Origin of the sequence: Streptomyces hygroscopicus, from assembly GCF_026168105.1 — a bacterium.
Taxonomy (GTDB): domain Bacteria; phylum Actinomycetota; class Actinomycetes; order Streptomycetales; family Streptomycetaceae; genus Streptomyces; species Streptomyces hygroscopicus_D.
In genome coordinates this window covers 62,003-75,645 of sequence record NZ_LBMW01000033.1, presented here as the reverse complement: position 1 = coordinate 75,645, position 13,643 = coordinate 62,003, and the positions used below count along the sequence as shown (strand labels likewise).

The following is a 13,643-nucleotide window of genomic DNA, read 5'->3' as shown; positions in this document are numbered from 1 at the left end:
GCTCGCTTTCGATACCGGTGAGCCAATCCGATTGTTTCATGGCTCACAGGAGGGTGCCGATTGCGCACCTCACCCTCGCGCCACCGCGTGATCCCTGGTTCTGACGGGCGCCTTATCCAGCCGCAAGGGTATTGTCAAGAGCGTTCTGCTCACCTCGCGGACGATCTTCGCGAGTCGCACCCGGGCCCTGCCCGCCACCCCACCGAGAGACGAGACGGAGAGCACGCGTGACGCGCAGCGTGTACGTGACCGGGATCGACCGCGGCGACGGCCGGCAGGTCGTCGAGCTGGGCGTCATGGAGCTGCTGACCCGGCAGGTCGACCGGGTGGGCGTGTTCCGTCCGCTCGTCCATGACGGCCCCGACCGTCTCTTCGAGCTGCTGCGCGCCCGGTACCGGCTCTCCCAGGACCCGGCGACCGTGTACGGCATGGACCACCACGAGGCGTCCGCGCTCCAGGCCGAGCGCGGGACGGACGAGCTGGTGTCGACGCTGGTCGACCGGTTCCATGCCGTCGCCCGGGACTACGAGGTCGTCCTCGTCCTCGGCTCCGACTTCGCCGACACCCAGCTCCCGGACGAGCTCTCCCTCAACGCCCGGCTCGCCAACGAGTTCGGGGCCTCCGTGATCCCGGTCGTGGGCGGGCGGAACCAGAGTGCCGAGTCGGTGCGCGCCGAGGTGCGCAACGCGTACCGCGCCTACGACGGGCTCGGCTGCGACGTCCTCGCCATGGTCGCCAACCGGGTCGCCCGCGAGGACCGCGACGAGATAGCCGAGCGGCTGGACTCCCGGCTCCCCGTGCCCTGTTACGTCCTTCCCGACGACCCCGCCCTCTCGGCCCCGACGGTCGCCCAGATCACCCACGCGCTCGGCGCCAGGGTCCTCCTCGGTGACGACTCGGGGCTGGCGCGGGACGCGCTCGACTTCGTCTTCGGCGGCGCCATGCTGCACAACGTCCTCGCCGCGCTGACCCCGGGATGTCTGGTGGTGACGCCGGGCGACCGTGCCGACCTCGTCATCGGGGCGCTCGCCGCCCACAGCGCCGGCACCCCGCCGATCGCCGGCGTGCTGCTCACCCTGAACGAGGTGCCCGGCGACGAGATCCTCACCCTCGCCGCCCGCCTCGCCCCGGGCACCCCGGTGATCTCGGTCTCCGGCAACAGCTTCCCCACCGCCGCCCGCCTGTTCTCCATGGAGGGGAAGCTGAACGCGGCCACCCCGCGCAAGGCGGAGCGCGCGCTCGGGCTCTTCGAGCGGTACATCGACACCGCAGGGCTGCTCAAGCGGGTGTCCGCCCCGAGCACTGACCGGCTCACGCCGATGATGTTCGAGCACAAGCTGCTCGAACAGGCCCGCGCCGACAAGCGCCGGGTGGTGCTGCCCGAGGGCACGGAGGAGCGGGTGCTGCACGCCGCCGAGGTACTGCTGCGCCGGGGCGTCTGCGATCTCACGCTGCTCGGTCCGGTGGACGGCATCCGCAAGAAGGCCGCCGGCCTCGGCATCGACCTCGGCGACTCCCAGCTGATCGACCCGGCCACCTCCGAGCTGCGTGACGCCTTCGCCGAGCAGTACGCCCGGCTGCGCGCCCACAAGGGCGTCACCGTCGAGCTGGCGTACGACGTCGTCTCGGACGTGAACTACTTCGGCACCCTCATGGTGCAGGAGGGCCTCGCCGACGGCATGGTCTCGGGGTCCGTGCACTCCACGGCCGCCACCATCCGCCCGGCCTTCGAAATCATCAAGACCAAGCCCGACACGAAGATCGTCAGCTCGGTCTTCTTCATGTGCCTCGCCGACAAGGTGCTCGTCTACGGCGACTGCGCGGTCAACCCCGACCCGAACGCCGAGCAGCTCGCCGACATCGCCATCCAGTCGGCCGCCACCGCCGAGCAGTTCGGCGTGGAGCCGCGGATCGCGATGCTCTCGTACTCCACCGGCACCTCCGGTTCCGGCGTCGACGTCGACAAGGTGCGCGAGGCCACCGAGCAGGTCCGGCTGCGCCGCGACGACCTCAAGATCGAGGGTCCGATCCAGTACGACGCCGCCGTCGAGCCCACCGTCGCCGCGACGAAGCTGCCGGGCTCGCAGGTCGCCGGGCAGGCGTCCGTGCTGATCTTCCCGGACCTGAACACCGGCAACAACACCTACAAGGCCGTGCAGCGTTCGGCCGGCGCGATCGCCGTCGGTCCGGTTCTGCAGGGCCTGCGCAAGCCCGTCAACGACCTGTCCCGGGGCGCCCTCGTCCAGGACATCGTCAACACCGTCGCCATCACGGCGGTCCAGGCCCAGAACACCGACCAGAAGGCAACCTCCCCGTGAGCCCGACCCGTGTCCTCGTCCTCAACTCCGGCTCCTCGTCGGTGAAGTACCAGCTGCTGGACATGCGTGACCGCAGCCGGCTGGCCGTGGGTCTCGTGGAGCGGATCGGCGAGCAGACCTCCCGGCTCACGCACACGGCACTCGCCACTGGCGCCACCCGTGAACAGAACGGTCCGATCGCCGACCACCAGGCCGCCCTCAAGGCCGTCGCCGAGGTGCTGGCCCACGACGGGCTGGGGCTCGACTCGCCCGAGCTGGCCGCCATCGGCCACCGCGTGGTGCACGGCGGCATGTTCTTCACCGAGCCCACCGTCGTCGACGACGCCGTGCTCACCGAGATCGAGCGGCTGATCCCCGTCGCGCCACTGCACAACCCGGCCAACCTCATCGGCATCCGCACGGCCATGGCACTGCGCCCGGACCTGCCTCAGGTCGCCGTCTTCGACACGTCGTTCCACACGACGATGCCGGAGTCCGCGGCGCGCTACGCGATCGACACGAAGATCGCGGACCGGCACCGGGTGCGGCGGTACGGATTCCACGGCACCTCGCACGCGTATGTGTCCCGGGCGACCGCGAAGCTGCTGGGGAAGGCGCCCGAAGAGGTCAACGTCATCGTGCTGCACCTGGGCAACGGGGCATCCGCCTCGGCGGTCAGGGGCGGCCGGTGCGTGGACACCTCCATGGGGCTCACTCCGCTGGAGGGGCTTGTGATGGGGACGCGCTCGGGTGACGTGGACCCCGCGGTCATCTTCCATTTGGTGCGTGTTGGCGGAATGTCCATGGACGAGATCGACACTCTCCTCAACAAGAGGAGTGGTCTGTTCGGTCTGTGCGGTGACAACGACATGCGCGAGATCCGCCGCCGGATCGATGAGGGCGACGAGGAGGCGCGGCTCGCCTTCGACATCTACATCCATCGGCTGAAGAAGTACATCGGTGCCTATTACGCGGTACTCGGCCGGGTGGACGCGATCGCCTTCACGGCCGGTGTGGGCGAGAACGCGGCCTCGGTGCGGGAGGCCGCCGTCGCGGGCCTGGAGGAGCTGGGCCTGGCGGTCGACGGCCGCCTGAACGCCGTACACGGCGACGAGCCGCGGCTGATCTCGCCCGCGCATGCGCGGGTGGCGGTGGCCGTGGTGCCCACGGACGAGGAACTGGAGATCGCCACACAGACCTACGCACTGGTCGGAAAGAGCAACTGAAGGAAATTCGACCGGCTCTCGCCTGAGCGCGAACCCGCCCATTTGTATCTTCCGCCAGACGGAATATTCCGTTGCGAAACAAACCGTTAGGATCGCCCCATGCGCCGTTCGAAAATCGTCTGCACTCTCGGCCCAGCGGTCGACTCCCACGAAATGCTCGTCGCGTTGATCGAAGCCGGCATGAACGTGGCCCGCTTCAACTTCAGCCACGGCTCCCATGAAGAGCACCAGGGCCGGTACAACCGCGTCCGGGCCGCATCCGCCGAGACCGGCAAGGCCATCGGCGTGCTCGCCGACCTCCAGGGCCCGAAGATCCGTCTGGCCACCTTCGCCGAGGGCCCGGTCGAGCTGGTGCGCGGTGACGAGTTCGTCATCACCACCGAGGACGTGCCGGGCGACAAGCACATCTGCGGCACGACCTACAAGGGTCTGCCGGGAGACGTGCAGCGCGGCGACCAGATCCTCATCAACGACGGCAACGTCGAGCTGAAGGTCCTGGACGTCGAGGGCTCCCGGGTCCGGACGATCGTCATCGAGGGCGGTGTCATCTCCGACCACAAGGGCATCAACCTGCCCGGCGCCGCGGTGAACGTCCCGGCGCTGTCCGAGAAGGACATCGACGACCTGCGGTTCGCGCTGCGCATGGGCTGCGACATGGTCGCGCTCTCCTTCGTGCGGGACGCCAACGACGTCAAGGACGTCCACCGCGTCATGGACGAGGAGGGCCGCCGCGTCCCGGTCATCGCCAAGGTGGAGAAGCCGCAGGCGGTGGCGAACATGCAGGACGTCGTGATGGCGTTCGACGGTGTGATGGTCGCCCGCGGCGACCTGGCCGTCGAGTACCCCCTCGAGAAGGTCCCGATGGTGCAGAAGCGGCTCATCGAGCTGTGCCGCCGCAACGCCAAGCCGGTGATCGTGGCGACCCAGATGATGGAGTCGATGATCACCAACTCCCGTCCTACCCGCGCCGAGGCCTCCGACGTCGCCAACGCCATCCTGGACGGCACCGACGCGGTCATGCTGTCGGCCGAGTCGAGCGTGGGCGCGTACCCGATCGAGACGGTCAAGACGATGTCGAAGATCGTCATCGCGGCCGAGGAGGAGCTGCTCGCCAAGGGCCTGCAGCCGCTGGTCCCGGGCAAGAAGCCGCGGACGCAGGGCGGTTCGATGGCACGCGCGGCGGCCGAGATCGCGGACTTCCTCGGCGGCAAGGGCCTGGTGGCCTTCACCAAGTCCGGTGACACCGCCCGCCGACTGTCCCGCTACCGTGCGGCGCAGCCGATCCTGGCGTTCACCACGGACGAGTCCACGCGCAACCAGCTGACGCTGAGCTGGGGCGTGGAGTCGCACGTCGTGCCGTTCGTGAACAGCACGGACGAGATGGTCGACCTGGTCGACCAGGAGCTGGTCAAGCTGAAGCGGTTCAACGACGGCGACATCGTGGTCATCACGGCCGGCTCCCCGCCCGGCGTCCCGGGCACCACCAACATGGTCCGCGTCCACCACCTGGGCGAGAACCACGACTGACGGACCGCACGTACGGCCCGGGGGGCGCCTCCTGCGACAGGGGGCGCCCCCGGTCGTCGGGAGGGGTTGCCCCAGGACACAACCGTGCCCCGCCGGGTGGGGGGCCCGGCGGGGCACGGTTCTTGTGCGGCTCCCGGAGTGGTCTTGAGGGTGCTCAGCTCCAGCCAGTGACGAACTGGTGCATCCCCGGCACGGTGAGCGTGCCGCCGAACTGGCCGGCCTGGGTGACCTTCACATTGGTGAAGTAGATCAGCGGGATGTTCAGCGGGGGCGGGTTGTCCGGGCTGAACGTGACCGGGATCAGGCCGAAGAGATTGCCGGAGATGCTCTCCGTGTACATCACCGTCTTGCCGCCACGGATGGTGGACGTCGTGCCCTGACCGGCCTGGACGTGGTACGTCTCGCCCTTCTGGCCGTCGACGAGCTGGTGCAGGTCGCCGATGTCGGTGCCGCCGGAGATCACGTACTTCAGCACCCTCTTGACGGTGCCGTTGGCGGTGCGCACCTTGACGACGCCCTGGTAGTCGGCGCCCTTGAGCAGCAGCGAGCTGGCCTGCAGGTGCCAGGGGGCGTCCGGCAGCCCCAGGGTCTGCTCGACGCCGCCCTGGTCCGTGGTGGCCGCGGGGCAGTTCGCCGCGGAGGCCGACGAGCCCGGGGACGGGCTCGTCGCCGCCGAAGCCGCCGACGTGACCGTGTCGCCCGCCGCCTTGGTGGCCGCGGAGGCCGCCTTGGTCGCCGTGTCCGTGGTGTCCTTCACGGTCTTCGTGACCGTGTCGGTGACCTTCTTGGTCGTGTCCGTGACGGTGGAGGAGGAGGTCCCCTTCGTCGCGGACGCCGCGGACGAGGCCGAGGGAGACGGCGTCGCGGAGGCGCTCGCCGACGACTTGTCGCCGGGGTTGAACACGTTCTTGATCGCGCCGCCGAGGTCGTCCAGCAGGCCGCCGCCGCCCGTGGAGGCCGACGGAGTGGGCGTGGACGTACCGCTGCCCGACGACTTGTCCGAGCCCGCGGAGGACGCGGAGGCGGACGGCGCGGGCGCGGCCTTGTCGCCGGAACCTGAATCCGACGAAGAGGTCTTGCCCGAGCTCGTGTCCGACGACTTGTCCGCGGAGGCCGAGGGCGTCGGCTGTGCCGTGTCGGCGGACTTGGACGTGCCCGGCGCGCTCGCCGAGGCGGACGGCGACGGCGTGGCCGACGCGTCCTTGGAACCCTTGGCGTTGTCCAGGACCTCCACGCACTTCTGGTACTCATCGGCCGTCATGGTCTTCGACGGATGTTCGTCCGCGCGAGCCAGCGTGCTGTTGAGCCCCAGGCCCATGAAGACCGCGGTCGGCATCGCCGCCAGGGCTATCGCCCTTCCGGCCGGCACGTGGAACCTGGTGAACAGCGGCTTCCTGGGGGCCGCGTGGCGCGGCCCGGTTCTCGCACGGGACGCGTCCACGTCCGTCCCGTGGGTCACCTCGTCAGCCGGCACTGTGCCTCCCGTTCGCCCCGTAGACCGGGTTCGTTCCTGACAGATCGTTCGGCTCGCTCACCCCGTCCACGCCCTCCACAGCCACGCCTTCCGGCGCTCCCCCCTCCGGCTCGGTGCCCTTGTCCGCCTGCGGCTCGGGCGGTACGCCGGGCGCCCAGGCGACGGCCAGCGCCCCGCCGATCAGGGCGAGCAGGAAGCCCACGACGAAGCCGCCGAAGTTGGACACCGGGATGGACACCAGCGCCAGCAGGATCGCCGCGACACCCGCGAAGGTCCGGATGTGCTTCTGGAACCAGAGGCTGATGCCCAGGACTATGAGCAGCACGCCGATGATCAGGGAGCCGGCGCCCGCGGTGGTGGCCATCGCCAGCGTCAGGTGACCGACCTGGAGGTGCGCGTACGGGAAGTAGATGATCGGGAAGCCACCGAGCAGGACGAACAGGCCTGCCCAGAACGGCCTCGCGCCCCGCCAGGCGCGGAACTGCACCCTCCGGCGGGCGAACTGGCCGGGAACGGCAGGAGTCTCGGCGCTCATGGAAAACAGCTCCCTGGTGCGGCGTTGCTGTGGGTGGTGGTGCTGGAGGTGTGGGGGGTATGTGAAGGAGCGGGTGAAGGTCGAACGGGCGGGGGCGCCGTCGGCTCCCCCGCCCATCACCGAGTGCTCAATGGAGCTGACACTCGTTGGCGCCCTTCGACAGGCTCATGTTGAGCCCGTTCAGCTTGAAGGTGCCGGCGGTGGTCGCCCACGCGTGCTGGTCCACGCCGCTCAGCACCGCACGGTCCGCCTGCTGAGCGAATCCGTACGGGTTGGTGGCGTCGCCCTGCTTGATGCCCGGACCCTTGTTGGCGTCCTTGGCGGCCACACCGATGTCGATGTTCGTGAACTCGGCGTCGGCCTTGAGGTCATTGACATCGATGTAGATGTTGTGCGCCGTGACCGGGTCGTGGCCCGCCCCACCGGCCGTCAGCGTCAGCGTGACGTCACCGATGAACGGAACCGGGGTGACCACGGACTGGCACAGGTTCGTGATCGTGGCGTCCTTGAACGCCGACACGGCGACGGGGTGAGTCGTCTTCTTGCCGTCGAGCGTGTAGCCGCTGTCGATCGCCCCGTACTGCTCGAAGCCCGTACCGTCGAGCTTGTCGGCGGTCACCTTGAATTCCTGGCCCGACACGCTGAACGACGCCGCGAGCGCGCCCTGCGCCAGCGCCACGCCTATCGCTGCCGTCGCGGCCACGCTGGGCACCATGACCACAGCGAACCGCTTCCATCTGGTCCCGCCACGCACCTGGGACTCCATATTTCCTCCTTCTCGGACGTACATCTCCTGGCCTGGCTCGCTACCATTCGGCGGCTCAGCCGGGCAGGGATGGGAGAAGTGCTACGTCCTCGGGAAGGAGAGCGCCTGCGCTCGGAGGCGCGAACGCGCCCCAATCACCGGCGATCACCCCCGAGCGACAACCACTGGTCGCGCCTGACACACATCACGCACAACCTGCCGGACAGGCTCCGCGATGGCGGAGACCCCCCTGTCCAGGACCCGACGCCACTGCCGTCGGCTCCTGCTCGGTGGGGACCCACGAGAAACCCGTTGACCCGGCTGGCTGTCGGGTGCGGCGATGGACCGAGCGTGGCCGATCGTTGTGCATTCTCGCCGCCCCCGCAAGGGGGTTCGTTACTCACTAGTAACGGCCGGATAACCGAAGAACGACCTGTCGGTATCGCCCGGCAACTCTTCGTGGCCCAAAAGCAGATGAGGAAACGGTTGAAGTGCGGACAGAACCCGACAGAACATCGGCCCGGACTTACTCCCAGTAACAGCGGCCGCGTTTACCAAGATTTGGTAAAGCGCGGCCGCCGTGCACCTCTGTCGGCAATTCCTTCACTCGGGCATCACAAGCCCGGGCGTTTAACAACTGGTCAGAACAGAGCGCGCGCCAGCGCCCGCCGAGCCGCGGTCACACGCGGGTCCTCGGCCCCGACCACCTCGAAGAGTTCCAGCAGCCGCAGCCGCGCCGCGTCCCGGTCCTCCCCGGCCGTGCGCCGCACGGTCTCGACGAGCCGCCCGAACGCGTCCTCCACATGGCCGCCCACCAGATCCAGGTCCGCCGCGGCGATCTGCGCCTGCACGTCACCCGGCTTCTCGGCGGCCTCCTTGCGCGTCTGCTGCGGGTCGAGGTCGCGCACCCGCTGCAGCAACTCGGCCTGGGCGAGGCCCAGCTTGGCCTCCATGTTCCCCGGGTCGTCGCTCAGCACGTTCCTGTACGCCTGGACCGCGCCGCCCAGGTCACCCGCGTCCAGCGCCTGCACGGCCGCCTCGAGCGCCGCGTCATGGGGCCCCGCCGGGGCCTGGGGAGCCGCCTGGGCGCCGCCCGCCTCCGCATCGGGGTCGACGGTCAGGCCGGTCAGCCCGAAGCGCTGCTCGGCGACCTGGACGAGTTGGTCGATGGTCTCGCGGATCTGCTGCTCGGGGGCGGCGCCCTGGAAGAGGGGCAGCGCCTGCCCGGCGACGACCGCGAACACGGCCGGGATCCCCTGGATGCCGAACTGCTGCATCAGCATCTGGTTGGCGTCGACGTCGATCTTGGCGAGCACGAACCGGCCGTTGTACTCACCGGCCAGCCGCTCCAGGACGGGGCTCAGCTGTTTGCAGGGCTGGCACCACTCGGCCCAGAAGTCGATGACGACCGGTACCTCGGCGGACCGCTGCAGAACGTCGCGCTCGAACCCCGCCTCGTCGACGTCGATGACGAGGTCGGCCGGGGAGACCGCCCCTCCCCCACCCTGCCGGGCCGATTCGGCGCGCGCCTGCTCGGCCTTCGCCTTGGCCTCCTGGGCCGCCTTCACCGCGGCGAGGTCGACGACTCCGCTCATGGACATGTTCCGTGGCTGCATGAGTACATCCTCCCCCTTCCGTACGCCGCTGTGAAAAGCGCTGTGAAAGCCGTGCCCCCGCACGGCGTTGATCTGCGCCGGGTCCCCACCCGGCTCCGGTGGTCGTCGCTCGCGCACGCGTCACCCGGGAGTGAGCGCGGTCGCTTTCGCTACGAGTCGTAGCGTAACTGGAGTCAGGGGTCGCCGTGACCAGTCCGCCGGTGATATCCCTCACCACTTCACGCGTCGCACAGATATGGCCACGACCGAGGCCGGATATGGTCACTGGCATGCAGAGCAGCACCTCCGCCGCCCGTCCCGGCCGCCCGCGCAGCGCCGCCGCGGACGCCGCGATCCTGGAGGCGACGCGGGAGGCACTGGTCGAGCTGGGCTGGTCCAAGCTCACGCTGGGAGACGTGGCGACACGCGCGGGGGTCGCGAAGACGACCCTCTACCGCCGCTGGGCGGGCAAGAACGAGCTCGTGGTGGACGCGGTGGCGGCCCTCTTCGACGAACTGGAGCTGCCCGACCGGGGCAGCCTGGCCGCGGACATCGAGGGCGTGGTGCTCCAGTTCGCGGCGATCCTCGACCTCCCGGAGGCCAAGAGCGGCCTGATGGCGGTCGTGACGGAGTCCACCCGGGACGACGCACTGCGCGAACGCATCCGGGAGTCCATCGTCGACCGCCAGAAGCGCCTGGTCCTGGAGGGCCGCGCCCGCGCCACTGCGCGCGGCGAGCTCCCCCCGGAGACGGACCCCGAGGAGGCGGCCCGCACCGCCGACCTGATCTTCGACATGGTGGCGGGTGCGGTGGTCCACCGCACCCTGGTGAGCGCCCGGCCGGCGGACGAGGAGTGGGTACGGAACTTCACCCGGGTGCTGCTGCAGGGGCTCGGCGGCCCCGCGTAGCTCCGGGGGCGGCGAACCCGCCCCCGCCGCCTCCGGAACCGGCTAGAACCCGGCCGGCTCCGTGTACACCCCCCACTCGTCCCGCAGGACCCCGCAGATCTCGCCGAGCGTCGCCTCCGCGCGCACCGCGTCCAGCATCGGCTCGATCATGTTGGCGCCGTCGCGCGCGGCGGCCAGCATCGCGTCCAGTGCCGAGCGCACCGCCGCGTCGTCCCGGCCGGCCTTCCGCTCGTCCAGCACCCGCACCTGCTCCCGCTCCACCTCGTGGCTGACCCGCAGGATCTCCAGGTCGCCGGTGACCGACCCGGTGTGGACGTTCACGCCCACCACGTTCTTCTCGCCCTTCTCCAGCGCCTGCTGGTAGCGGAACGCGGACTCGGCGATCTCGCCGGTGAACCAGCCGTCCTCGATCCCGCGCAGGATCCCGGAGGTGATCGGGCCGATCGGGTGCTGCCCGTCGGGGTGCGCCCGCAGCCCCCGCTCCTTGATCTGCTCGAAGATCCGCTCCGCGTCCGCCTCGATCCTGTCCGTCAGCTGCTCGACGTACCACGAACCGCCCAGCGGATCGGCGACGTTGGCGACCCCGGTCTCCTCCATGAGCACCTGCTGGGTGCGCAGCGCGATCTCCGCCGCCTGCTCGCTCGGCAGCGCCAGCGTCTCGTCCAGCGCGTTGGTGTGCAGCGAGTTGGTGCCGCCGAGCACCGCCGCGAGCGCCTCCACCGCCGTACGGACCACGTTGTTGTACGGCTGTTGCGCCGTCAGCGAGACCCCGGCCGTCTGCGTGTGGAAGCGCAGCCACTGCGCCTTCTCGCTCTTCGCCCCGTACACGTCGCGCATCCACCGTGCCCAGATGCGGCGCGCCGCCCGGAACTTGGCGATCTCCTCGAAGAAGTCGACGTGCGCGTCGAAGAAGAAGGACAGGCCGGGGCCGAAGACGTCCACGTCCAGGCCGCGGCTGAGCCCCAGCTCCACGTATCCGAACCCGTCCGCGAGCGTGTAGGCCAGCTCCTGCGCGGCCGTCGCGCCGGCCTCGCGGATGTGGTAGCCGGAGACGGACAGCGGCTTGTAGGCGGGGATGCCGGCCGCGCAGTACTCCATGAGGTCGCCGATCAGACGAAGGTGCGGCTCGGGCTGGAAGAGCCACTCCTTCTGGGCGATGTACTCCTTGAAGATGTCGGTCTGCAGGGTGCCGTTGAGTACGGCCGGGTCGACGCCCTGCCGCTCGGCGGCGACCAGGTACATGCAGAACACGGGGACCGCGGGACCGCTGATCGTCATCGAGGTGGTGACGTCGCCCAGCGGGATGTCCTTGAACAGGACCTCCATGTCCGCCGCCGAGTCGATCGCCACCCCGCAGTGCCCGACCTCGCCGAGGGAGCGCGGGTCGTCGGAGTCTCGGCCCATGAGGGTCGGCATGTCGAAGGCGACGCTCAGGCCGCCACCGCCCGCGTCCAGGATCATCTTGTAGCGCTCGTTCGTCTGCTCGGCGTTGCCGAACCCGGCGAACTGGCGGATGGTCCAGGTGCGCCCCCGGTAGCCGGTCGGGTACAGGCCGCGTGTGAAGGGGTACTCCCCCGGCCAGCCGATCCGCTCGAAGCCCTCGTACGAGTCGCCCGGGCGCGGTCCGTACACCGGCTCCACGGGGTCGCCGGAGAGCGTGGTGAAATCGGCCTCACGCGTGCGTGAGGCGTCGTAGCGGGCCTGCCAGCGTCGGCGGCCCTCGTCGATGGCGTCAGCGTCCATACCTTCGAATTTACTAGGACGTCCAAGTAAATGTCGATGGCTGACCGCCGCACGTGAGCCGTACGGCGGTGTCCGCTACGCCTTCGCGACCGCGGGAGCGTCCTCGGTGAGCTTCGCCTCCAGCTCGTGGCTGACCTTGCGCTCCACGAAGAAGGCCGCCGTGGGGATCGTCCCCGCCAGCAGCACCCACAGCTGCTTGCCGACCGGCCACTTCGCCTTGGAGCCGAGGTCGAAGGCGAAGACCAGGTAGACGACGTACAGCCAGCCGTGGGCGATGCCGACGACGCGGGTGAAGTCCGCCGCGCCGTTCATGTCCAGCACGTACTTGGCGATCACGCCGAGGGTCAGCAGGACCAGCAGCACGCCCGTGACGTAGGCCATCACGCGGTAGCGGGTCAGCACGCTCTTTTTCATGGGGACGAGCGTAACGGCCCGTTTCGGGCGATCTTCGGGTACCCCCGCGCCGTACGGGGGCGTGCTACTCGGCTTCGAAGTCCCCCGCGGCGATGCGCAGCGGGCGCAGCATGGCGAAGAGCTCGGCGCACTCCTCCGCGTCGTACACACCGAGCCCGAAGTCCATCGCCATCAGGTCGCGGGTGGCCGCGTCGCAGACTTCACGGCCCTTGTCGGTGATGGAGGCGAGGGTGCCGCGGCCGTCGTTGGGGTTGGGCCGCTTGGCGACGAGGCCGGAGCGCACCAGACGGTCGACGGTGTTGGTGACGGACGTGGGGTGCACCATCAGCCGCTCGCCGATCTTGGACATCGGCAGCTCGCCCGACTTGGAGAAGGTGAGCAGCACCAGCGCCTCGTAGCGGGCGAAGGTCAGTCCGTACGGTTTCACGACCGCGTCGACCTCGGCGAGCAGGATCTGCTGCGCCCGCATGACCGAGGTGATGGCGGCCATGGAAGGCACGTTTCCCCACCGCTGCTTCCAGTGTTCGTCGGCGCGGGCGATGGGATCGAAGGACAGACTGAGGGGCTTCGGCACGGCATCGACCTTACCGGCCGGTCATATGCTGGTCAGCCCCGTCTCGCTTTTCGGTCGGCCGACCGCCTCCGGCGCACACTGGAAGCGGAAGGCCATGCGTCATGAACCGAACGTGGAGGTGTGTCATGAGCACTCTCGAAGAACACGTCGACGTCGGAGTTCCGGTCGACACGGCCTGGAACAGCCTCCATCGCGTGGAGAACTATCCCCGCTTCGTGCAGGGGGTGCGCGACGCCCGTACGGAGGCGGGAGGCCGAGCGCATCTGGACGTCGAGGCGGGCGGACGGACCCGGGAGTTCGAGGCCGAGGTCTCCGACCGCGGTGGGGAACGCGTGCTGGACTGGCGCACCACGGGCGGCGCCGAGCTGGCGGGCTCCGTCGCGTTGCAGCCGATCGACCAGAACCACACCCGGGTGCAGGTACGGATCGAGTACGACCCCGCCGCCGTCAGGGAGACGTTCGGCGGGCCGAAGGGATTCGCGCAGGCGAGCGCGATCGAACGGCTCGTCCGCAGCGATCTCGGGCACTTCAAGGAGTACGTGGAAGGGAAACGGTGAGCGGAAGGAGGCCGCGGGTGCCCGGCACCGCCCGGGCGGAGTCCGGCC

12 protein-coding genes are annotated in these 13,643 nt (G+C 69.6%); 5 read left to right on the top strand and 7 right to left on the bottom strand.

The genetic code is table 11. The features are described from left to right. Positions 1–227: 227 nt before the first annotated feature. From pta to pyk, 3 genes are all read left to right on the top strand, one after another. Positions 228–2,318 (top strand): phosphate acetyltransferase, encoded by a 2,091-nt coding sequence (gene pta / locus AAW14_RS27360; protein ID WP_265566619.1) that lies wholly within the window; start codon positions 228–230, stop codon positions 2,316–2,318. Continuing rightward, entirely contained in the window at positions 2,315–3,523 is a 1,209-nt protein-coding gene (locus AAW14_RS27355; protein WP_265566618.1) for an acetate kinase, read from the top strand. The genes pta and AAW14_RS27355 overlap by 4 nt, the downstream gene beginning before the upstream one ends. A gap of 99 nt (positions 3,524–3,622) precedes the next feature. Further along, positions 3,623–5,050 (top strand): pyruvate kinase, encoded by a 1,428-nt coding sequence (gene pyk, locus AAW14_RS27350; RefSeq protein WP_265566617.1) that lies wholly within the window; start codon positions 3,623–3,625, stop codon positions 5,048–5,050. Positions 5,051–5,204: 154 nt separating this feature from the next. On the opposite strand, the gene AAW14_RS27345 is transcribed toward pyk, so the two are convergent. The 4 genes from AAW14_RS27345 to AAW14_RS27330 all read right to left on the bottom strand — a co-directional run bounded on the left by AAW14_RS27345 (position 5,205) and on the right by AAW14_RS27330 (position 9,420). Beyond that, positions 5,205–6,524 (bottom strand): hypothetical protein, encoded by a 1,320-nt coding sequence (locus tag AAW14_RS27345; RefSeq protein WP_265566616.1) that lies wholly within the window; start codon positions 6,522–6,524, stop codon positions 5,205–5,207. Beyond that, entirely contained in the window at positions 6,514–7,059 is a 546-nt protein-coding gene (locus tag AAW14_RS27340; RefSeq protein ID WP_265566615.1) for a DUF6114 domain-containing protein, read from the bottom strand. The genes AAW14_RS27345 and AAW14_RS27340 overlap by 11 nt, the downstream gene beginning before the upstream one ends. 127 nt (positions 7,060–7,186) lie before the next feature. After that, the gene (locus AAW14_RS27335) at positions 7,187–7,825 is read right to left on the bottom strand and encodes a DUF6230 family protein (RefSeq protein WP_265566614.1); all 639 of its coding nucleotides are present in this window, start codon (positions 7,823–7,825) and stop codon (positions 7,187–7,189) included. Positions 7,826–8,445: 620 nt separating this feature from the next. Further along, positions 8,446–9,420, bottom strand: a complete 975-nt coding sequence (locus tag AAW14_RS27330; RefSeq protein WP_265566613.1) for a tetratricopeptide repeat protein — start codon at positions 9,418–9,420, stop codon at positions 8,446–8,448. Between the two features lie 269 nt (positions 9,421–9,689). Between AAW14_RS27330 and AAW14_RS27325 the strand changes: the two genes are divergently transcribed. After that, positions 9,690–10,307, top strand: coding sequence for a TetR/AcrR family transcriptional regulator (locus AAW14_RS27325; protein WP_265566612.1), 618 nt, complete (start codon positions 9,690–9,692; stop codon positions 10,305–10,307). 42 nt (positions 10,308–10,349) lie between these two features. Here AAW14_RS27325 and AAW14_RS27320 read toward each other — a convergent pair whose 3' ends face one another. The 3 genes from AAW14_RS27320 to AAW14_RS27310 all read right to left on the bottom strand — a co-directional run bounded on the left by AAW14_RS27320 (position 10,350) and on the right by AAW14_RS27310 (position 13,038). Beyond that, positions 10,350–12,050: an acyl-CoA mutase large subunit family protein gene (locus AAW14_RS27320; RefSeq protein ID WP_265566611.1), complete on the bottom strand. Its 1,701-nt coding sequence runs from the start codon at positions 12,048–12,050 to the stop codon at positions 10,350–10,352. A gap of 75 nt (positions 12,051–12,125) precedes the next feature. Beyond that, positions 12,126–12,464, bottom strand: a complete 339-nt coding sequence (locus AAW14_RS27315; protein WP_265566610.1) for a DUF3817 domain-containing protein — start codon at positions 12,462–12,464, stop codon at positions 12,126–12,128. A 64-nt stretch (positions 12,465–12,528) separates the two neighbouring features. Further along, positions 12,529–13,038: a MarR family winged helix-turn-helix transcriptional regulator gene (locus AAW14_RS27310; RefSeq protein ID WP_265566609.1), complete on the bottom strand. Its 510-nt coding sequence runs from the start codon at positions 13,036–13,038 to the stop codon at positions 12,529–12,531. A gap of 125 nt (positions 13,039–13,163) precedes the next feature. Between AAW14_RS27310 and AAW14_RS27305 the strand changes: the two genes are divergently transcribed. Then, the gene (locus tag AAW14_RS27305) at positions 13,164–13,595 is read left to right on the top strand and encodes an SRPBCC family protein (RefSeq protein WP_265566608.1); all 432 of its coding nucleotides are present in this window, start codon (positions 13,164–13,166) and stop codon (positions 13,593–13,595) included. Positions 13,596–13,643: the final 48 nt, after the last annotated feature.

Coding starts and splice junctions, on each gene's coding strand:
- AAW14_RS27340 (WP_265566615.1), bottom strand. CDS start 7,059: ATGAGCGCCGAGACTCCTGCCGTTCCCGGCCAGTTCGCCCGCCGGAGG.
- pyk (WP_265566617.1), top strand. CDS start 3,623: ATGCGCCGTTCGAAAATCGTCTGCACTCTCGGCCCAGCGGTCGACTCC.
- AAW14_RS27305 (WP_265566608.1), top strand. CDS start 13,164: ATGAGCACTCTCGAAGAACACGTCGACGTCGGAGTTCCGGTCGACACG.
- AAW14_RS27315 (WP_265566610.1), bottom strand. CDS start 12,464: ATGAAAAAGAGCGTGCTGACCCGCTACCGCGTGATGGCCTACGTCACG.
- AAW14_RS27335 (WP_265566614.1), bottom strand. CDS start 7,825: ATGGAGTCCCAGGTGCGTGGCGGGACCAGATGGAAGCGGTTCGCTGTG.
- AAW14_RS27325 (WP_265566612.1), top strand. CDS start 9,690: ATGCAGAGCAGCACCTCCGCCGCCCGTCCCGGCCGCCCGCGCAGCGCC.
- AAW14_RS27330 (WP_265566613.1), bottom strand. CDS start 9,420: ATGCAGCCACGGAACATGTCCATGAGCGGAGTCGTCGACCTCGCCGCG.
- AAW14_RS27320 (WP_265566611.1), bottom strand. CDS start 12,050: ATGGACGCTGACGCCATCGACGAGGGCCGCCGACGCTGGCAGGCCCGC.